Origin of the sequence: Thomasclavelia spiroformis DSM 1552, assembly GCF_025149465.1 — a bacterium.
Classification (GTDB): domain Bacteria; phylum Bacillota_I; class Bacilli_A; order Erysipelotrichales; family Coprobacillaceae; genus Thomasclavelia; species Thomasclavelia spiroformis.
Genome location: NZ_CP102275.1, coordinates 135,597 through 155,530, shown reverse-complemented (window position 1 = coordinate 155,530; position 19,934 = coordinate 135,597). Strand labels below are relative to the sequence as shown.

Here is a 19,934-nt window from a genome sequence, read left to right as displayed (position 1 = left end):
AAAATAAAAACAGTTAATTCAAATATATGACATCAACTGTTTACTTCAAATTATCCTATTTATCTTTCATTTAAAATTTCTGTTTTTCGAACAAAATAATATTTTCCCTTAAAATATTTAAAACCTTTTTCTAAAATTTTATCATCTCTTGTAAGACCAAAAACACAAGACCCACTTCCTGACATTAAAGCTCCATCAAAACCAATTTCTAACATAGCTTGTTTAATATCATTAATTTCAGGAACCATCTTAATTGATGGTTCTTCTAACGTATTTTGTAAATTATCAATTACTGTTTGATAATCATCTTCATAAATTCCTTTAACCATTAACCTACAATCTTGATGAATCGCTTTATTTAAATCTAGACTATTAAAAGACTTTTTAGTTGAAACACCTTTTTTTGGTTTAACTAATAATACCTTACATTCAAAAAGATAATCAATAAACTCTAATTTTTCTCCAATTCCACTAACAAGAGCCATTTTTTGATATACACAAAAAGGAATATCCGCTCCAACTTCTTTTCCTAAAGTAGCCATTTGTTCTTCAGTCAAATTTAAATAAAACAACTTATTCATTGCTTTAATAACTGCAGCCCCATCAGCACTACCACCAGCTAAACCTGCTTGAGTTGGAATATGCTTATAAACATATATTTTAACACCTTTTTTGATTCCATATCTTTCTTTTATCAAAGCTACAACTTTATACATGATATTTCGTTTATCAGTTGGCATTACTTTACTATTTGTTTCAATTATAATCCCACTTTCAATCGTATTAATATAAATCAAATCATGTAAAGTAATTGGTGCTATGACCATTTCTAATTCATGATAACCATCTTCTCTTTTTCTTACAACATCTAATGCTAAATTAATTTTTGCATATGCTTTTACTTTCATTATTTCACCTACTTGTTGGATAAATTTTTCTTGCGACTCCGCGTGTATCTATTCCTCCAATACCTAAATGCTTGTTAGAAGTCTTAGCTACAATTTTTTCTAAATCAACATAATTTTTAATACTGGCATTGGCAATTTGACTAACAATAAAAACAGGATCTAATGCATGGATATTTTTTCGACTTGGACTTGAAGCAAAATTCGCCCCACTAGCTAATAATAATTCATAATATGACTGACATGCTCCTGCAAAAATAATTAGGCTATCTTTATCATCTTGATAAAGTCTTGCTTTTCTAATTGCTTCAACAAAATCTTTAGTATGCAAGTAACTATTAATGTTTTTACGATCACTATTTTTTTTCATCGCATCATGTCCGGTAATAACTAATAAATCAGGACGATGTTTTTCTAATAATGGAATGATTTTATCTTTTATTTCACTTTCTTCCATATAATAACCATATACCGTTATATTAAATTCTTTATATTTATCTAGACACATCTTCAAATAATCTTTATCACCATCAATATGCAAGACACTACCTTTTAAACATGGTTTATTTTCTACTACAATATCACTTTTTTCACTACTAAAATCACTTAATTCTAAATCACTTTCTTCACTATCAGCAACTAATCGATACTCAATTCCTTTTAAATAATAAATATCATCTTTAATATCAATAATTTTAAAATAAATATCTTTACCATATTTTTTTCGACTCACTATGTCGCCAATTTTCATCAATATCACCACTTTATTATATGCATTTAAATCATATCAGTGATATTTTTAAAATCATTTAACGATAATTCTTCACTTCTTTTTTTTGTATCAATTTTACATTTTTCTAATATCTCCAATGCATTACTATATTCTTTTTTTAAATTATTATAAATTGTTTTTCGTCGTTGTTTAAAACAAACATTCAATATATCATATAGTTTTAAATTCGGCTTTTTAGTTAATACTATTTTTATAATTGCAGAATCAACATGCGGAGCAGGTAAAAACACATTTTTATTAACAGTAAACAAATACTCAACTTTTCCCATATCTTTAATCATTAATAATAATGGATTTTTATAATCACTAGTCATTTTCAAAGCAACTTCTTTTTGTACCATTACAATCAATTGATCAATATTACAATCACTTAAAATAACTTTTTCAATTATTGCTGTAGTAATATAGTACGGTAAATTAGCCACCAAATACACTTTTGAATATGTTTTTTTTAAATCAACTACAATTTTATTTATCTCTTGTTTCATAAAATCGCCAAAAATGATTTCAAGATTGTCAGCAATTAAAAACTCATCATATACCGGTCTAAATCTTTCATCAATTTCAAAACTAATTACTTTTCCACCATAGCGTGATAGCATTTGTGTTAGAGCTCCAATTCCTGGTCCAACTTCAATAACTGCCACATCTTTATCGATTCTTGTTTCTTTGATGATTTTGTTTACCACATTTATATCAATCAAAAAATTTTGTCCATATTTTTTTAGCGCATTTAAATTATACTTATCTAATATATACTTGGTCGTACTAAGTGTCGCTATATCTTTCATTAACCATTCACTCTTTCTTTATGTTCATCTAATTTTTTTAAAACATCTTCTTTACTAATTCCAACCATATTTAACCTTTTAAATAAAGTCTTAACATTTCCATAGCCTAGATTAAATAAATTATATACTAATAATCTTCGCTGTTTATTTCCAATAATATCTAAATCAATAAACTCATGCCATGTAATACTTTGATTATCAACATCAAAACTAACCACATTTTCTAAAGCTAATACAACTGCTTCTTTATTAGCTTCAGCAATCCCTAACTTCTTTTTACCAGTAGCATCTTTTTTAGAAACAAAGGCATGTTTGCAATTAGGAACAACTGCTTGAATTTGATCTCGTATTTTTTTTCCAGGAAAATCTGGATCTGTCAAAACAATGGCGCCTCTAGTTTTATTAGCCTCTTTAATTAATCCTAATGTTTTTTTATCTAGTGCTAAGCCATGGGTTTCAATTGTATCTACTTCAAATAATTCTTTTAATAAAGCTGTATCGCTTTTCCCTTCTACCACTATTATCTCTTTTATTTTCTTCATATCTTCACCTATATTCTATCCTATATATTAACATATCCGCTATTTAAAAAACAAGCAGTTACCTTACAGGCTAACTACTTGTTTTTATTTTTATTTATCATCATATTCTTTATAGTCAACATCAATTATATCATCATCTTGATAATCATATGTATCTTGATAATAGGCCTTTTTTGTTTCTTCAACTTTTTCTTCGAATTCTTTATTAAATTCTTCAATTCTTTTTTTATACATATATTTTTTAATTGATGACCAGATTATTAATATAATAATAATCAACCATACAATTGGACTAGTAAGTAAATTTAAAATTAGACTCAGGATAACAATAATAAATAAAATTACTAAAACAGCATAATAAAATCCCATGACATCAACTCCTTATTTAAATTCAAATAATTCTTTAATTCTAATAGCTAAACCATCTGCTATTTTTTCTATCGATTTCAAAGAAATATTTCTCGTTCCTCTTTCAACATCAGAAATATAATTCTTTGATAAACCACAACGAAATGCTAATTCTTCTTGTGAAATATTTTGTTTCAAACGCAATTCTTTAACTCTTTGCCCAAATCTCATTTCAATTTTATCCATCTCATTCATTCTCCATTTGAATTAATCTTTTAGCTTCATCACTAATTTTTTTAAAGCGATGATGCAACCCTGATTTACTAATAGTTTGTCCCGTTTCTTCATAATAAACTTGAGCTAATTCATTTAAAGACATTTCGGGATATTTTCTTCTAATCAACGCTACTGAACGAGTTTTTTCATCAAGCATTTCTAATCCCATAAACATATCAACTATATTGATGTCATCAATTTGTTTATTAGCACTAGCAAGTGACTTAATTTCATTTGCAATATCACAATTATTCCAACGATTTACTGTATTAGACATATTTCGATCAATACGTGTACTTTCAAAATTCATAACCGATCTACTTGCTCCCATTGCCCTTAAAAAATCACCTATTTTCTCTGACGATTTTAAATAAACAACATATCTATTTCTTCTTTTAATTATTTTTGCATTCAATTCAAAATTATTCATCAACTGTGCAATAAAATTGGCATATTCCTCTTCTGCAAAACTCATTTCTAAATGATAATTAGAAGTCTCTGGATTATTAACACTGCCACAAGCTAAAAATGCTCCAGCTAAATATGCTCTAATACAGCATTCTTTTTGAAAAATCTTTTTATCAGGAATAATATGAAATCCAAGTCCATCCATTAATGACAGATCATCTAAAATTTCTCTAGCTTTTGTAACCTTTAAAATATAAACATTATTTTTCTTTAACTTCATTTTACGTGAAACAATAAATTCAATTTGTGGATCATATTCATCTTTCAACATTTTATGAATTTTAGATGCTATTTTAGCATTTTCTGTTCTAATCGTTAAAGAAAGACCATAACTAGATAATGAAAGCGTTCCATTGATTTTGATTATTGCACATAACATTGCTCTTTGACAACATGATTCAAAATCATTAAAAACAACATCTTCTTTTACTACTCTAGAAAAAGATACCATAACTACTCCTAATGATCAGCATCACGATGCAAACGATGTACTTGATAATATTGACTATAATAATCTGCAAAATAATTTGTTAAAGTTACTGAACGATGTTGTCCACCCGTACATCCGATTCCAATAACTAAATGCATTTTACCTTCTTTTTCATATTCCTTTAATAAATAATCAAGAAACTCAGTTGTCTTTTCCACAAAAATCTTTGTTTCTTCTTTTTCCATGACATAATCATAAACAGCTTGATCATTTCCAGTTAATTGTCTTAACTCTTCAATATAAAACGGATTAGGTAAAAAACGAACATCAAGCAATAAATCAGCATCTTTAGGAACACCATGTTTATAACCAAAAGATACAAATGTAATTCTAAAAGGATCTAATTTCCCTTTATTAAAATAATCTTCTAATAAATCTTGAAATCTTGCTCCCTTTAATTTAGTAGTATCTATATATATATTAGCTAATCTAGAAATCGGTTCAGCTAAACGTCTTTCAAATTCAATTGCTTCAAGTAATGAAGAAGCTTTATTAGAAATCAACAATGGATGTGATCTTCTTGTTTGTTTATATCTTTTAACTAATGTTTCATCATCACAATCTAAAAATACTACAGTTAAATTGATCCAATCTAAATTATTTAATAACCTAATTGCTTTTAAAGCATCTTCAAGACTTACTGCCATAGCAACTCTTTGATACTGTGAATTATCTTGAACTAATTCAGCAAACTCAGTTAATAATGGTACTGGATAATTATCTATACAACGAAATGCTAAGTTTTCAAAACATGCCATCGCACTAGTTTTTCCTGCCCCAGACATTCCTGTTACAATTACAACTTCAACTTGATCCATAATTCTCACTTCACTTTCTACAATTACATTTTATCAAATTTACAACGATAAGTGTACGTTATTTTATATATTTTCTCAAGTCTTTACTACATTTATATTATTACAATATTTAACTAAAAATATTATAATAAAAACTTAATGGATAAAATCCACTAAGCTTTACTTTCCAAATAATGAGCAATCTGTTGTCCTGCAACTGCTCCATCATTAGCAGCAGTTACAACTTGTCTTAATATTTTTTGACGAACATCACCAGCTGCATAAATCCCAGGTACTTTTGTTTTCATCGTTTCATCAGTGATAATATAGCCATGTTCATCGCAAATACCTAAGTCTGATACAAAATTAGTTATTGGATCTAATCCCACAAATGGAAAAACACCTTTAACTGCTAGTTCACTAATTTCTCCTGTTTTACTATCTTCTAAAGCTAATTTATCTACTTTACCATCTTTTTCAATTAAATGATGTGGTTTCTTTAAAAAATGAATCTCTATTTTTTCATTAGCATAAACATGATCTTGAATAATCTTATCCGCTCTAAATACATCACGACGAACAATTAAATGCACTTTACTTACAAATTTTGTTAAATAAACAGCTTCTTCTAAAGCTGAATTTCCACCACCAATTACTGCAACTTCTTCATCTTTGAAAAATGGACCATCACATACAGCACAATATGAAACTCCATGACCAGTTAACTCATCTTCCATCGGTATTTGCATTTTTCTTTCTTTTGTCCCCGTTGCAATCAATACAGCTTTAGCTTGGTATGTATTATCAGTAGTTACAACTTCTTTATAATCTTCGTGATCAATAATCTTAGTTACTTCACCAAATACCTGTTGACCACCAAATGATAATGCATGTTCATACATTTCATAAGCTAATTCCGGACCAGTTTTCTTTTTTTGACCTGGCCAATTCTCAATTTCAGCACTGACGTTTAATTTTCCCCCAGGTGCTCCACTATCCAACATTAATACATTTAAACCTGCTCTTGAAGCATATAGACAAGCACTAAGCCCAGCTGGACCAGCACCAATTATAATTAAATCATTCATTTTATCACTCCTTGCTTTGTCTATAGTATACCATACGATTGATTATCATATAACTATTTTGCTTTATTATTTTAATATCTAATCATATATTTTGATTAATTATGAATAATAATGATTAATTTTGATTATTTTTATTGACCTTGATATAATGCAGTGTTATATTTTAATTAGATAGCATTTATTATTTTATTTGGTTTGTTACAAATTTTAAGTTAAGGAGAAAAAATATGGCTAAGATTAATATTGATGGTGTACAGAATTGTGAAGTAAGCATTAAAATTCCTTGTGAAAAATCACCATTTGAACAATTAGAAATCATGGAAGCTTATACAAAAGCTTATCAAGAAAGTGCTAATTTAGATAAGGCAAGAAGAGAAATCAATTGTTTAAAAGTAATTTATCCAACTTTATTTAGATCAATTGAAGAAACTGATTTAATTGCTGGACGTTTAGATTTTTTGCCAATTGGCTTTGGTTGTGTCACAAGTGTTGGTGGCGTAGGTCATTATTGTGTATTTCATAAACTAAGAGAATTTAAAGAATTATTGGACACTGAAAAGCAAAAAACAAGAATTGATGTTTTATATGATTTTTGGCAAGAACATGATGTCAAAGCATTATATTGTCAAGATATTTTAAATGATACTACAACTGGTAGATTTATTGATTGTAAATACCCATTTATGGCTACTGCTAGACTTTCTGGAATGATGTTGGATTATCAAAAATTAATGAAATTAGGAATAAATGGAATTATTGATTTACTTAAAGAAAAAAATCAAAATGAATTTATTAAAGCATCAATTGATGCTATGATATTATTAAAAAATGTAATCGAAAGACAAAAAGAGCTAGTTAATGAAGCCATTGAAAGAACAACTAATATCAAGCGTAAAAGCGAATTAACATTAATGTATAATAGCTTAGATTATATTAAAGAAAATAAACCAAAAACATTTCATCAAGCATTACAACTATTTTGGATTTATGCTTTATGTGCTGTGGTTATCAACTATGGAAGAATGGATATTGTTTTAGGTCCCTATTTAAAACATGATCTTGATAATCATATTATTAATGAAGAAGAAGCCTATCGTTATATAAAATCATTATGGTTAATGATTGAAAATAGACGGACAACTGTTAATGGCCGAATTATCGTTGGTGGCGCTGGAAGAGAAAATGAAGAAGCTTGTGATATGTTTACCCGTCTTTGTTTAAAAGTATGTAAAGATACAAGATATGTAGAACCTCAATTTACATTACGTCTATATAAAAACACTCCCGAAGATATTAAAGATCTAGCCTATGAATGTATTGCTTCAGGAGCTACTTATCCTACTCTTTATAATGATGAAGTAAATATTCCAGCAGTTGAATATGCAATGAATATTGATCGAAAAAAAGCTGAACAATATGTTCCCTTTGGCTGTGGTGAGTTTGTTATCCAAGGTAAAAGTGTCGGAACTCCAAATACATTATTAAATCTTGTAAAAATTATGCAATTAGCACTTAATCAAGGATATGATCCAATAGATCATATTTATAAAGCTGGTCCAATTAAAGTTAAGCTATTAAGTGAAATGAAAACTTTTGACGATTTTTATAATCAGTATAAAAAACTACTAGATTATTATTTTGATTTAAGTGTAGAAGCACAGCTTCATAGTTATAAAGTCATGAATCAAGAAGTATCATTTCTATTTACATCAATTTTAATGGATGATTGTATTAATCGTGAAAAATCATTACTTGATGGTGGTGTTGAAATTTTAGGTGGCACAAATGAAACATATGGTAATATTAATTCATCAGATGCTTTATATGCGATAAAAACTTTAGTATATGATCAAAAAAAATATACATTAGAACAACTAAACCAAGCTGCATTACATAATTATGTTGGCTATGAAAAGATTCAAAAAGATATTTTAAATCTTCCTAAATATGGTAATGACCACAAAGAATGCGATGAAATGGCAATTGATTTATATGAATATGTCGCTAAAGGAATCAGACAAAGAGGGATAGATAATCACATGGATTATTATTTAATCGTAATCTCTAATAATCAAACAAACACTGATTGGGGTCATCAAACAGATGCATCTTTAGATGGTAGAAAAAAAGGAATATATATGAATCCCGCAAATAACCCTCAAGGTGGTGCAGCAAAAAATGGACCTACTGCCTGTTTAAATTCATTAGCTAAATTTAATGCAAAATATCATGGTGGCAGTGTACAAAACATGAAATTTACTCCTAGAATGATGCACGAGGATAAAGAAAAAGTTAAAATACTATTTGATACTTACTTTAAAAAAGGGGGTTGCCAACTAATGGTAACTTGCGTTGATCATGGTGTTTTAGAAGATGCACAAAAGCATCCTGAAAATTATCCTGATTTAATCGTTCGAGTAGCTGGTTATAGTGCTGTGTTTGTTAATTTAACACCTGATATTCAAGCCGAGTTATTAAGCAGGGTGCTTTATGATTAATGTTTTCAATATTGAAAAATTTGCTACTCATGATGGACCAGGGATTCGCACTACGATCTTTTTAAAAGGTTGTAATCTTCACTGTCCTTGGTGTGCTAATCCTGAAAGTTGGTCGATTAAACCAACGTTAATGTATGATTTGCGTAAATGTATAAAATGTAAAAAATGTGTAAATGTCTGTAAACAAAAAGCTATCAGTTTTGATAAAAAGTTTTTATATGATCGTTTGAAATGTATTTATTGTAAAAAGTGTAGTGAAAGTTGTTTAACACAAGCTCTTACATTTGCGGGAAAAGAGCTATCAATCAATACTATTGTAGATGAAGTAATGAAAGATAAAGATTATTTCGATAATAGTAATGGCGGGATTACTATTTCTGGTGGTGAGCCATTTGTTCAATTTATTGCAATGATGAAATTAATCAAAGAATTAAAAAAACAAGATTTACATATTGCAATTGAAACAACCGGTAATTATTCATTAGAATATTTAAAACAGGCTTTGCCCTATCTTGATTTATTTTTATTTGATATTAAACATTTAAACTATCAAAAAATCAAAGACGTTATTGGCGGAAATCCACAACTCATATTTAATAACTTAAGATTTCTTGCTAATACATGTCCTGAAAAAGTAATTATCCGAGTACCTGTTATTCCTTATTTTAATAATGATGAAAAAACACTACAGTCAATTATTGATTTAGCTTACAAATTAAATATTACTAATATCAATCTACTTCCCTACCACACACTTGGAAAAAATAAATGGAAACAGATGAATAAACAATATTATTTAGAAAATGAAAAAATGTTAAAAAAAGAAACTTTAAAAAAATATATTCAATATGGTAATGATAAAGGAATGCATATTAAAATAGGAGGATAAAAATATTTAGTCATGTTATCTAAAGAAAGAATGTATCGTATTTTAAATTTGTTGAAGGAACAGACTTTTGTAACAGTTAAACAACTGATGGAAGAATTTGATGTTTCTAGATCATCGATTATGAGAGATTTGATTGAATTAGAAAATCTAGGTTTGATTAAACGCGAAAGAGGTGGCGCGGTTGCTAAAGATGTAGCTAATTTAACTTTATCAAGTTTTAATGAAGCTCCAGTAATTGATAAAGAATCACTATACATTGAAGAAAAACAACGTATTTGTAAAAAAGCAGCACAAAGAATTAAAAATGGTGATTGTATTTATATTGATTCTGGAACTACACCAGTCTATTTGTTACCTCATATTATTGATAAACAGATTAAAATCGTAACACCAAGTACTTATTTAATTCGAAAACTACCTAATAGTTTTAAAGGAGATATCTTTTTATTAGGCGGTATGTTTAAGAAGAGTTATGATATGTCTTATGGGGCTTTGACATTGGAAATGATTAAACAATTTAATTTTGATCATGCATTTTTTAGTACTAATGGTGTAAACTTAGAAAATGGTGAAGTATATATTTTTGAATTTGCAATTGGTGCAGTTAAAAAAGAAATTATGAAGCGATGTCTAAATAACTATTTACTGATTGATTCATCAAAGTTTAATATTAGAGCTATTTGTACATGGGCAAATAGTAATGAATTTAACAGTGTATATGTTAATGAATTTGAAACAGATATCGAATTACCTGGTAACTATATTGTATGTAACAATAAAGAAATATAGTAATTATTAAATAAATGGAGGAAATAACATGAAAACAACAGACGAAAGAAAAAGAAAAATTATTGAAAGTATGAAAGGTGGATTAATTGTATCTTGTCAAGTACAACATGATGATCCTATTTACACTGATGACATGGTTATAAAAATGGCAGAAGCTGCAAAATGGGCAGGAGCTGTAGGTATTAGAGCCAATTCTCCTGAACAAATTAAAGCTATCAAAAAAGCTGTTCCTGATTTACCAATGATTGGACTATGGAAAGTTTGGTATGAAGATACAGATGTATTTATTACTCCAACAATAAAAGAAGCGAAAGCTGTTTTTGAAGCTGGAGCAGAAATTATTGCATTAGATTGTACATCACAAATTAATCATGATGGAACCCCGGCTTGTGAATTAATAAAAAAAGTTAAACAAGAAATCCCTGAAGCAATTATTTTTGCTGATGTATCTAACTTAGAAGAAGCACATCATGCTGTTGAAAATGGCGCAGATATCGTTGCTCCTACTTTATATGGTTATACAAAAGAAACTGCTAATATTGAAGGACCTGATTATCGTATGTTTGCTAGAATGTGTCGTGAATTAGGTGATCAAGCATATGTAATGATGGAAGGTCATTTATATACTCCAGAAGATGCGATGAAGTGTATTTTCTTAGGAGCTCATAGCGTTGTGGTAGGTAGTGCCATTACAAGACCTCATTTAACTGCAAAAAGATTTGTTGATTTATTAAGTGGCTATCAAAATAATTGGCGTGATGCTGAAAAAGCTAAACATTAATTTAGAGGTAAAGAAAATGAAAATTGCAATTATCTTTGATAGCTGTACAGGAAATACTGAAAAAGTTGCTTTAAGCATTCAAGAAGCTTGTCAAAATGAAGAAATAGTATGTTTTAAAGATAGTCAAAAAATTGAAGAAGCTGATTTGATTTTTTTAGGAACATGGGTTGATAAAGGAAATTGTAGTATAAAAATTCAAAATATTCTTAAAACACTTAAAAATAAAAAGATTGCTTTTTTTGCAACTGCTGGATTTGGTGATAGTCAAGAATATTATGATAAATTAGCTAATCGTTTTGATAGTTTTGTTGATTCAAGTAATCAAATTTTAGGTCATTATTTCTGTCAAGGCAAAATGCCACTAACTGTCCGTGAGCGCTATATTAAAATGATTCATGAACATCCAGAAGATAAGAACTTAAAAGTTAGTCTTGATAATTTTGATAAAGCATTATTGCATCCAGATCAAAATGATTTAAAAAATGCTAAAGACTACGCTTTAAATATTTTGAATCAATTAAAATAAATATAAAAAAGATTAAATATCATTGATTTATCAATAATGTTTAATCTTTATTTTTTTCCACTTTTTTATAATCTTATTTAATTACCAATTCCTGTTAATACTTTATTTTTTATACTCTCAATTTTTTTACAACACTCAACATGATTATTGTCAAGTAATCCTATACAATTAACATAACCTTCCAATATTTCTAATTTAAAATAATCTAATAAAAACTCTGGGAAGGCACTTAATATCATTACACATTCATAGTCATTTATATATTCGCTTAATTGTTTTTCAAAAATTGTTTGTGGTGTAATCTTTTTTATATATTCTTTTCTTGACAACTTCATTTGTAAATTAAATAAACAATATATTGAATTTACATATTTTTTTAATGCAAATTTCCAATCACTAATATCAAAATGATTTAAATTATCTCGTATAGTACATTTTGCAACAAGTGCCTTATATTGTCTACCAATATTAATTTTTGAAAAACATTCTCCAGCATCATTACAAATCTCCTGTACATTAAAATGCTTAATAGCTTCTATCATTGGATAACTTATATACATTTTTCCATTTTCAGTTTCATTATCAAAGGTTTCAAGCATTTTTTTCATGATTTCATTAGGATTACAATCACTAGGCAAATTATTATTATGACCATCATAATCAAAGAATAAATATATTTCAGAAAAGTCATCCTTATTCAAACTTCTAAAATCAATAGAATTTATTTGATCTACTCTTTTAGTATTCTGTTCACTGCTTAATTCCTTAACAAGTTCAATAACATCTGTTTCACCATCATCATCACATAACCTTTTCCAAATCGTATAGACATTAGTACAGGCAGGTAACATAATGGCCTCAATTTCAACTTTACTAAAAAATTTATTTTGTAAATTTCTTATCACCATTGGTTCAGCTTTAACACCTTCAATAATAAATGCAATTTTTGTTTTAATACTATTATTCATCAAAAGCACCGGCTTTATACATTTTTTGAAGATTATGAGCTTTCCTTAATTCTTTTTCAGTTAAATCACACATTGCTCTAATTCCATTATTTTGAAGAATAAATAGACAATCTGGTCTAAATACGTTATTATTCATTAAATTTGTATTATGAGAAGTGAATATAACTTGGGCATCTGTTTTATCAATAATTTCATTAACTACTTCTTGAGATAATTCATAATGATAATATGCATCAAATTCATCCATAAATATAAATGATGCACTACTTGCATTTATTAACCAGTAATAAAATAATGCTAATGCTCTTGTTCCAGCTGAAGCAACAGAATAAAAATTAGCCTCACCATTTCTATATTTAACAAATATTTGATTTTTACCATTAACTTCCCTTGAAAAAAGTTCACAACTGATATCAAGTCTATTTAAAAAATGTTGAAAGTCTTCTAATTTTTTTCTTTTTACAATTGCATCAGATATCGATTCACTTCCAACTGTATATCCAATATATCGATTATAATCAAGCGAATAAAATAGTAACATATTATCAACAAATTCGATAAACTTTCTAAAAATATTATTAGTTTCATCATTTTTTAAAACCGAATTATTATTAATATATTTTACAAACGATAATTTATTATTATCAATGATAATATTTAAATTTTCTGTTCCTTTTAAAGTACAAAATCCTTTATTATTTAGATAATCATATTCAATAACAGTATTACCATCAATTATCAAAGTTTCCTCATACAATTCTTCAGGATCAAGTTTTGAATATTTATAATTCACTTTTTTCCCATCAAACTGAAACAAATAATTAAAAGATACTTTTTTTATTTCAGAATTTAAATTACTATATGGATATATTTCGCTTAAATTTTTCTGTTTATCAGTTAAATGATTTACAATATCAAATATTGCATATCCAATATTCGATTTTCCTGCAGCATTTTTTCCGAAAATTACTCCACTACGAACAATTCCATCTTTAATTAGATTTTCTTTAAACTCATATCCTTTTGTTTTTGATAAATCCAATATTATTTTATTTTCAAAATTTTTAAAATTTTCAACTTCAAACCTTACTAACATAATCAACACCTTCTCTTTTCTAAATAATAACGTGTTTATTTTTATTTTTCAATAATATCCGTAAAAAAATTACGGTAAGCTTATAATATTTATTAATCCTTGGCTATACAAATTAATTTCAAAACAGTATTATTATACTATTTTATTTTTTTATACAATTCAATTATACAACTATTCATACAAATAAAGTGTAAAAAATTGTCTTACTTATATATTTGATAAAATTTCTTTATTGATTTAATACCATCAATAATAGATGTTTATCTAAAATACTTAGCTACTCCAGATTTCAAACCAATAAATGAAGATAAGAACTTAAAAGTTAGTCTTGATAATTTTGATAAAGCATTATTGCATCCAGATCAAAATGATTTAAAAAATGCTAAAGACTACGCTTTAAATATTTTGAATCAATTAAAATAATTATTTTTATAATAAAAGAAGTAGATAAATCTATATCCATTAATACTGGCGTGATTTTACTACTTTTTTTTATTATTTAATATCAATTTTTCAAAAATATTATTAGATAGTTTTAAGATTAGTATAAGTATCAAGTTGTTCAGTTATTAATAAATTCATTTTTTCTAAATACTCTTTAGGCAATTCATCAAAATTATCATATCTTTTATCTAAGTCAAAACCATGTTCCAGCCCACTTAGATACTTATCATCAATTTTTATATTATATTGGGCTGCCAAACCAGAAATTTCTACTTCTTTAGTTTCTTCACTATCAATGATTGATATATCTTCATATAAATAATATTTTATATTAACAGTATATCTTCCATATTCAATAGTATCTTTCAAAGTAGCTGTAGCATTAATCATTCTATAAGTGGTATATAGGTCTGTTCCCTCACTAGTTACTGTAAACATATTACCACAAGTTATACCAATTGTTTGGAAATTGACTCTTATTTTATTACATTCACATTTACCATCCTCAGTAGTTGAAAGTTTATCTAGTTTTAGATATTTTGAAAAATCTCCTAATTCAGATTCACAATTAACATGACGACCAATTCTACTACTTAATCCACGAGGCCTACCACATGCACAGCATAAAGTTAAAAGCAACATGACAATACAAATTTTATTTATTTTTTTCATTTCTCACCTCACCTCTTTTTTTAAAATGCTTTCCTTACTTACATATTATCATGTAATATATAAAAATCAATCTATATAATCTTGAATAAAAATAAACTACTTAGCTACAAACTAATAAATAATATAAAAAATAGATGCTATCTAGCATAGCATCTAAAATATAATAAATCTTTATCATTTTCTTTAAATATCATTATCAACTGATTTAATCACTAGTTTGCCATATTTCTTACAATAAATATATCCAAAAATACCAACAACCACAAAAACAAGCGATACTAATTGTGCAGTTCTTAATCCCATAAAATACAAACTATCAGTTCTCAATCCTTCAATAAAAAATCTAAAAATTCCATACCAAATAAAATAACTAAAGAACTGTTCACCTTGCTTAGTTTGAATTTTACGAATAACAAAATAAATCACTAAAAAACCAATAACATTAGCAATCGATTCATACAAAAATGTAGGATGATAATATGTACCATTAATATACATACCATCAATTATAAACTGAGGTAAATGCAGTGATTGAAGGAAATCTAAGCTAACGACACCGCCATAAGCTTCTTGATTGAAAAAATTTCCCCATCGCCCTAATGCTTGAGCAATTAATACACCTGGCATAATTGCATCTCCAGCGACTAAAAAATCAATATTATGCTTTTTAAAATACCACCAGCTAAAAATTAACCCCGTTATTATTCCTCCTTGAATCGCTAAGCCACCATGTCTAAACATAATAATTTCAATTGGGTTACTAGCATATAATTCATCCCACATAAAAATTACATACCAAATTCTTGCTCCAATTATTCCAATTATCAATAATCCAAAAAAATAATCAGATAAAATATCTTTATTGTAACCAATCTTTTTAAAATTATGTTGACCTATTTTATAAGCAATAAACGCACCTGTTATAATTAAGATAGCATACCAGGCAATTGAAAGACTTCCAATTTGTAAAAATGTTTTACTATCGGGAAAAAAAGTCATATTCTACTCCTTATTTTTATCAATATTCTTTAAAATACGTTCAACAAACTCTTTACTAGAATCTACACCATATTCACGTAATCGCATATTCATTACAGCCGCTTCAATAATCACTGACATACTACGACCACTTGAAACAGGAACAACAATCTTTGGAATTTTCACTCCTAAAATTTCTTCAGTTGAATCATTTTCTTCTACTCCTACACGAGTATATTCACGAGAAGGTACCCAACGATCTAATTGTATAATCAAATCCACTTTATCTTTATCTAAAATTGAACTAATTCCAAACATCTTTGAAACATCAATAACACCAATTCCACGAATCTCTAATAGATTAGTTAATACTTCTGGGGCTTTACCAACAATGCTTTGTCCTAAATGATACAACTCTACAGCATCATCAGCCACTAGTAAATGACCTCTTTTAACTAACTCCAACGCAATCTCTGATTTACCGATTCCACTATCGCCTTTAATAATAACCCCTTTACCATAAATATTTAAAAATACACCATGAATTAATGTTTCTGGAGCTAAAGCTTCATCAAGAATACTAGTTAATTCAATTGAAACTCTTCCGGTAGATACTTCAGTTACAAAGATTGGAAATTCTCTTTCTTTAGCTATTTCCATCAAAATTGGTGGACATTCATTTCCTTTTGCAATAATAATACATGGTACCTCATCATTAACTAAAAATGGAAATATTTCACGTTGTCTAGCTTCAGACATTTCACTAATAAATGCTGATTCTTTGTCACCAAATATAATTATTCTACGAAAATCACTATGTTTAAAAAAACCGGCTAATTCAAATCCTGGACGATTTATTTCTGCAACATATATTGGTCTTTTTAAGGCATCCTCATTTCCAGTAACTTGAACATACTGCTCCTTATTTAATATCTCTCCAATGGTAATTGACTTTGGCATATTTATACCCTCCTACAACATCTTTCTTAAAAAACTTCCTGTATAGCTTTCTTTACAAGCCGCAACTTTTTCAGGTGTTCCTGATATAACGACTTTTCCACCACCATCGCCACCTTCAGGTCCTAAATCAATAATATAATCAGCCACTTTAATTACATCTAAATTATGTTCGATAATTATAACTGTATCACCTTGTTCTACAATTCTCTGTAAAACTGTAATCAATCTCGATACATCATCACTATGTAATCCTGTTGTTGGCTCATCTAAAATGTATACTGTTTTGCCAGTTGCTTTTTTTTGCAATTCACTAGCTAATTTAACTCTTTGCGCCTCTCCTCCAGAAAGAGTAGTCGCACTTTGTCCTAATTTAATATAACCTAAACCAACATCTTTTAAAGTTTGTAATTTATTTTTTATTCTCGGTAAATTATCAAAAAATTCTACCGCTTCTTCTATTGTCATTTCTAAAACATCATATATATTTTTATCTTTATATGTTACTTGTAAAGTTTCTTCATTATATCTTTTTCCACCACATTCTTGGCATGGCACATAGACATCAGGTAAAAAATGCATTGAAATACGCTTTAGACCATCACCTTGACACGCTTCACAACGGCCACCTTTAACATTAAAACTAAAACGGCCTTTATCATAACCGCGCATTTTAGCCTCATTAGTTTGTGCAAATAAATCACGAATATCATCAAATACTCCAGTATATGTAACCGGATTAGAACGTGGTGTTCTTCCAATTGGATCTTGGCTAACTTCAATAACTTTATCAATATTTTCTAAACCTAATATTTCTTTATGTTTACCAGGTTTTTCTTTAGAATGATAGATTTTTGCCATCATTGCTTTACCCATAATTTCATTTACTAAAGTACTCTTTCCACTACCAGAAACTCCTGTAACAACACACATACAGCCAAGTGGAAATTTTACATTTATATTTTTTAAATTATTTTCTTTAGCTCCTTTGATCCAAATATAATTGCCGTTTCCTTTACGACGTTTTTTAGGAACATCTATTTTTAATCGTCCCGATAAATATTGTCCTGTAATTGATTCTTTACATGCCATTACTTCTTCAGGAGTTCCAGCAACAATGACCTTACCACCATGGACACCAGCACCAGGGCCAATATCAACAATAAAATCACTTGCACGCATTGTATCTTCATCATGTTCAACGACTAAAACACTATTACCTAAATCACGAATATTTTGTAAAGTCGCAATCAATTTATCATTATCACGTTGATGTAACCCAATTGAAGGTTCATCTAATACATATAAAACACCGGTTAATCTTGAACCAATTTGTGTCGCTAAACGGATACGTTGAGCTTCTCCACCAGATAATCCTCCAGCTTTTCTTGAGAGTGTTAAATATCCTAATCCTACATCATTTAAAAATCCTAAACGATCTTTAATCTCTTTTAAAACTAAATGAGCAATTTTACTTTCATATTCGTTCAATTTTAATTCTTCAACAAATTCTAATGCTTTTTGAATTGACATGTCAGTAAATTCACTAATATTTAATCCTCCAACCCGTACACTTAAAACTTGGTCATTTAATCTTCTTCCTTTACATGTAGGACAAGTATGTTCTGCCATAAATGAAGCATACCATTCCTTAGACCATGATGAGGTTGTTTCTTCAAATCTTCTTTCAATTAATGTTTTTACTCCTTCAATTGGTTTAGTTGTTTTAGAAACATTTCCACTACTAGATATAATTTCATATGTTATTGGTTTATTAGAACCTTCTAAAATTATCTTCAATTCTTTTTTAGAAAAATCTTTTAACGGTTTATCTAAATCTATATTATATGTTTTACACAAGATCAAAAACCTTTGCCATTCAATTCGATCCGTACCTACTGATGTTTTAAAATATCTAATTCCTCCTTGATTAATACTTAAATTCCAATCAGGAATCAATAAATCAACATCAACTTCATTTTTAACACCTAAACCACGACAATCATGACAAGCTCCTAATGGGTTATTAAAAGAAAATAGACGTGGTTCTAATTTAGGAACACTAAAACCACAAATTGGACAAGCTAAATGCTCAGAAAACAATTTTTCACTTTCATCACTTAAATTAGCAACAATAACTTCGCCACCAGTTAATTTAAGTCCAACTTCCAAAGAATCAATCAAACGACTACGATATCCTTCTTTTTTAATAATTCGATCTATAACTACATCAATATTATGCTTCTTATTTTTATCAAGCTCGATTCCTTCATCCAATAATCTAACTTCACCATCAACTTGAACTCTAATATAACCATCTTTTAATAAATCTTCAAATAAATCCTTAAACGTTCCTTTTTGATTCTTTACAACTCGTGCTAGTACCTGTAACTTACTACCATCTGGATATTGATCAATAATATCTGCCATTTGTTTAATCGTTTGCGATTCAATAACCGTATTATGCTCTGGACAATATGCCTTACCGATTCTTGCATACAACAATCTTAAATAATCAAATATTTCAGTAACCGTTCCAACCGTTGAACGAGGATTATTAGATGTTGTTTTTTGGTCGATTGCTATTGCCGGCGAAAGTCCCTCAATACTATCAACATCCGGTTTTTCCATATTCCCTAAAAATTGTCTTGCATAAGCACTTAATGATTCAACATAACGACGTTGTCCTTCTGCATAAATAGTATTAAATGCTAAAGAAGTTTTCCCAGAACCCGATAATCCTGTCATAATTACAAGTTTATTTTTAGGTATTTCAATATCTATATTCTTTAAATTATTTTCTCTAGCCCCTTTAATAACTAGTTTATCATTTTTCAT

At 28.1% G+C, this 19,934-nt stretch carries 20 protein-coding genes; 5 read left to right on the top strand and 15 right to left on the bottom strand.

What is annotated here, in order from left to right; translation table 11 throughout:
- Positions 1 to 59: 59 nt before the first annotated feature.
- The 9 genes from ispE to trxB all read right to left on the bottom strand — a co-directional run bounded on the left by ispE (position 60) and on the right by trxB (position 6,498).
- Complete coding sequence (ispE, locus tag NQ543_RS00660) at positions 60 to 908, bottom strand: 4-(cytidine 5'-diphospho)-2-C-methyl-D-erythritol kinase (RefSeq protein WP_004610736.1); 849 nt, start codon at positions 906 to 908, stop codon at positions 60 to 62.
- Between the two features lie 4 nt (positions 909 to 912).
- A complete protein-coding gene (locus NQ543_RS00655; RefSeq protein ID WP_004610737.1) occupies positions 913 to 1,656 on the bottom strand; it encodes a sporulation peptidase YabG in 744 nt (247 codons plus the stop codon).
- Positions 1,657 to 1,682: 26 nt separating this feature from the next.
- On the bottom strand, positions 1,683 to 2,489 hold the full coding sequence (rsmA, locus tag NQ543_RS00650; RefSeq protein ID WP_004610738.1) for a 16S rRNA (adenine(1518)-N(6)/adenine(1519)-N(6))-dimethyltransferase RsmA: 807 nt from the start codon (positions 2,487 to 2,489) through the stop codon (positions 1,683 to 1,685).
- The gene (gene rnmV, locus NQ543_RS00645; RefSeq protein WP_004610739.1) at positions 2,489 to 3,031 is read right to left on the bottom strand and encodes a ribonuclease M5; all 543 of its coding nucleotides are present in this window, start codon (positions 3,029 to 3,031) and stop codon (positions 2,489 to 2,491) included. The genes rsmA and rnmV overlap by 1 nt, the downstream gene beginning before the upstream one ends.
- Before the next feature lie 90 nt (positions 3,032 to 3,121).
- Positions 3,122 to 3,400, bottom strand: a complete 279-nt coding sequence (locus NQ543_RS00640; protein WP_004610740.1) for a hypothetical protein — start codon at positions 3,398 to 3,400, stop codon at positions 3,122 to 3,124.
- A gap of 12 nt (positions 3,401 to 3,412) precedes the next feature.
- Entirely contained in the window at positions 3,413 to 3,625 is a 213-nt protein-coding gene (locus NQ543_RS00635) for a helix-turn-helix domain-containing protein (RefSeq protein ID WP_039904770.1), read from the bottom strand.
- 1 nt (position 3,626) lies between these two features.
- Positions 3,627 to 4,574 (bottom strand): DNA-binding protein WhiA, encoded by a 948-nt coding sequence (gene whiA / locus NQ543_RS00630; protein ID WP_004610742.1) that lies wholly within the window; start codon positions 4,572 to 4,574, stop codon positions 3,627 to 3,629.
- A gap of 8 nt (positions 4,575 to 4,582) precedes the next feature.
- A complete protein-coding gene (gene rapZ / locus NQ543_RS00625) occupies positions 4,583 to 5,431 on the bottom strand; it encodes an RNase adapter RapZ (protein WP_004610743.1) in 849 nt (282 codons plus the stop codon).
- Between the two features lie 152 nt (positions 5,432 to 5,583).
- The gene (trxB, locus tag NQ543_RS00620) at positions 5,584 to 6,498 is read right to left on the bottom strand and encodes a thioredoxin-disulfide reductase (RefSeq protein WP_004610744.1); all 915 of its coding nucleotides are present in this window, start codon (positions 6,496 to 6,498) and stop codon (positions 5,584 to 5,586) included.
- 227 nt (positions 6,499 to 6,725) lie between these two features.
- Between trxB and NQ543_RS00615 the strand changes: the two genes are divergently transcribed.
- The 5 genes from NQ543_RS00615 to bilS are packed head-to-tail and all read left to right on the top strand — an operon-like array spanning position 6,726 to position 11,981.
- Positions 6,726 to 8,996: a pyruvate formate lyase family protein gene (locus NQ543_RS00615; protein ID WP_004610745.1), complete on the top strand. Its 2,271-nt coding sequence runs from the start codon at positions 6,726 to 6,728 to the stop codon at positions 8,994 to 8,996.
- Complete coding sequence (locus NQ543_RS00610) at positions 8,989 to 9,885, top strand: glycyl-radical enzyme activating protein (protein WP_004610746.1); 897 nt, start codon at positions 8,989 to 8,991, stop codon at positions 9,883 to 9,885. The genes NQ543_RS00615 and NQ543_RS00610 overlap by 8 nt, the downstream gene beginning before the upstream one ends.
- Before the next feature lie 12 nt (positions 9,886 to 9,897).
- Positions 9,898 to 10,674, top strand: a complete 777-nt coding sequence (locus tag NQ543_RS00605; protein WP_004610747.1) for a DeoR/GlpR family DNA-binding transcription regulator — start codon at positions 9,898 to 9,900, stop codon at positions 10,672 to 10,674.
- Positions 10,675 to 10,702: 28 nt separating this feature from the next.
- Positions 10,703 to 11,455: an N-acetylmannosamine-6-phosphate 2-epimerase gene (locus NQ543_RS00600; protein ID WP_004610748.1), complete on the top strand. Its 753-nt coding sequence runs from the start codon at positions 10,703 to 10,705 to the stop codon at positions 11,453 to 11,455.
- A gap of 16 nt (positions 11,456 to 11,471) precedes the next feature.
- Entirely contained in the window at positions 11,472 to 11,981 is a 510-nt protein-coding gene (gene bilS / locus NQ543_RS00595; protein WP_039904772.1) for a flavodoxin family protein BilS, read from the top strand.
- Positions 11,982 to 12,058: 77 nt separating this feature from the next.
- On the opposite strand, the gene NQ543_RS00590 is transcribed toward bilS, so the two are convergent.
- The 6 genes from NQ543_RS00590 to uvrA all read right to left on the bottom strand — a co-directional run bounded on the left by NQ543_RS00590 (position 12,059) and on the right by uvrA (position 19,934).
- Positions 12,059 to 12,949 carry a hypothetical protein gene (locus NQ543_RS00590; RefSeq protein WP_004610750.1) on the bottom strand — a complete coding sequence of 297 codons (891 nt, stop codon included), beginning with the start codon at positions 12,947 to 12,949 and terminating at the stop codon, positions 12,059 to 12,061.
- Positions 12,942 to 14,045 (bottom strand): AAA family ATPase, encoded by a 1,104-nt coding sequence (locus tag NQ543_RS00585; RefSeq protein WP_004610751.1) that lies wholly within the window; start codon positions 14,043 to 14,045, stop codon positions 12,942 to 12,944. The genes NQ543_RS00590 and NQ543_RS00585 overlap by 8 nt, the downstream gene beginning before the upstream one ends.
- Positions 14,046 to 14,570: 525 nt before the next feature.
- Complete coding sequence (locus tag NQ543_RS00580) at positions 14,571 to 15,161, bottom strand: hypothetical protein (RefSeq protein ID WP_004610752.1); 591 nt, start codon at positions 15,159 to 15,161, stop codon at positions 14,571 to 14,573.
- Positions 15,162 to 15,344: 183 nt separating this feature from the next.
- Positions 15,345 to 16,160 carry a prolipoprotein diacylglyceryl transferase gene (gene lgt, locus NQ543_RS00575; protein WP_004610753.1) on the bottom strand — a complete coding sequence of 272 codons (816 nt, stop codon included), beginning with the start codon at positions 16,158 to 16,160 and terminating at the stop codon, positions 15,345 to 15,347.
- 3 nt (positions 16,161 to 16,163) lie between these two features.
- Positions 16,164 to 17,099, bottom strand: a complete 936-nt coding sequence (gene hprK, locus NQ543_RS00570; RefSeq protein WP_004610754.1) for an HPr(Ser) kinase/phosphatase — start codon at positions 17,097 to 17,099, stop codon at positions 16,164 to 16,166.
- A 12-nt stretch (positions 17,100 to 17,111) separates the two neighbouring features.
- Complete coding sequence (uvrA, locus tag NQ543_RS00565; RefSeq protein ID WP_004610755.1) at positions 17,112 to 19,934, bottom strand: excinuclease ABC subunit UvrA; 2,823 nt, start codon at positions 19,932 to 19,934, stop codon at positions 17,112 to 17,114.

What these genes read in the sequence shown, in the direction of transcription:
- ispE (WP_004610736.1), bottom strand. Translation starts at nt 908, where the DNA reads ATGAAAGTAAAAGCATATGCAAAAATTAATTTAGCATTAGATGTTGTA.
- NQ543_RS00655 (WP_004610737.1), bottom strand. Translation starts at nt 1,656, where the DNA reads ATGAAAATTGGCGACATAGTGAGTCGAAAAAAATATGGTAAAGATATT.
- rsmA (WP_004610738.1), bottom strand. Translation starts at nt 2,489, where the DNA reads ATGAAAGATATAGCGACACTTAGTACGACCAAGTATATATTAGATAAG.
- rnmV (WP_004610739.1), bottom strand. Translation starts at nt 3,031, where the DNA reads ATGAAGAAAATAAAAGAGATAATAGTGGTAGAAGGGAAAAGCGATACA.
- NQ543_RS00640 (WP_004610740.1), bottom strand. Translation starts at nt 3,400, where the DNA reads ATGGGATTTTATTATGCTGTTTTAGTAATTTTATTTATTATTGTTATC.
- NQ543_RS00635 (WP_039904770.1), bottom strand. Translation starts at nt 3,625, where the DNA reads ATGGATAAAATTGAAATGAGATTTGGGCAAAGAGTTAAAGAATTGCGT.
- whiA (WP_004610742.1), bottom strand. Translation starts at nt 4,574, where the DNA reads ATGGTATCTTTTTCTAGAGTAGTAAAAGAAGATGTTGTTTTTAATGAT.
- rapZ (WP_004610743.1), bottom strand. Translation starts at nt 5,431, where the DNA reads ATGGATCAAGTTGAAGTTGTAATTGTAACAGGAATGTCTGGGGCAGGA.
- trxB (WP_004610744.1), bottom strand. Translation starts at nt 6,498, where the DNA reads ATGAATGATTTAATTATAATTGGTGCTGGTCCAGCTGGGCTTAGTGCT.
- NQ543_RS00615 (WP_004610745.1), top strand. Translation starts at nt 6,726, where the DNA reads ATGGCTAAGATTAATATTGATGGTGTACAGAATTGTGAAGTAAGCATT.
- NQ543_RS00610 (WP_004610746.1), top strand. Translation starts at nt 8,989, where the DNA reads ATGATTAATGTTTTCAATATTGAAAAATTTGCTACTCATGATGGACCA.
- NQ543_RS00605 (WP_004610747.1), top strand. Translation starts at nt 9,898, where the DNA reads ATGTTATCTAAAGAAAGAATGTATCGTATTTTAAATTTGTTGAAGGAA.
- NQ543_RS00600 (WP_004610748.1), top strand. Translation starts at nt 10,703, where the DNA reads ATGAAAACAACAGACGAAAGAAAAAGAAAAATTATTGAAAGTATGAAA.
- bilS (WP_039904772.1), top strand. Translation starts at nt 11,472, where the DNA reads ATGAAAATTGCAATTATCTTTGATAGCTGTACAGGAAATACTGAAAAA.
- NQ543_RS00590 (WP_004610750.1), bottom strand. Translation starts at nt 12,949, where the DNA reads ATGAATAATAGTATTAAAACAAAAATTGCATTTATTATTGAAGGTGTT.
- NQ543_RS00585 (WP_004610751.1), bottom strand. Translation starts at nt 14,045, where the DNA reads ATGTTAGTAAGGTTTGAAGTTGAAAATTTTAAAAATTTTGAAAATAAA.
- NQ543_RS00580 (WP_004610752.1), bottom strand. Translation starts at nt 15,161, where the DNA reads ATGAAAAAAATAAATAAAATTTGTATTGTCATGTTGCTTTTAACTTTA.
- lgt (WP_004610753.1), bottom strand. Translation starts at nt 16,160, where the DNA reads ATGACTTTTTTTCCCGATAGTAAAACATTTTTACAAATTGGAAGTCTT.
- hprK (WP_004610754.1), bottom strand. Translation starts at nt 17,099, where the DNA reads ATGCCAAAGTCAATTACCATTGGAGAGATATTAAATAAGGAGCAGTAT.
- uvrA (WP_004610755.1), bottom strand. Translation starts at nt 19,934, where the DNA reads ATGAAAAATGATAAACTAGTTATTAAAGGGGCTAGAGAAAATAATTTA.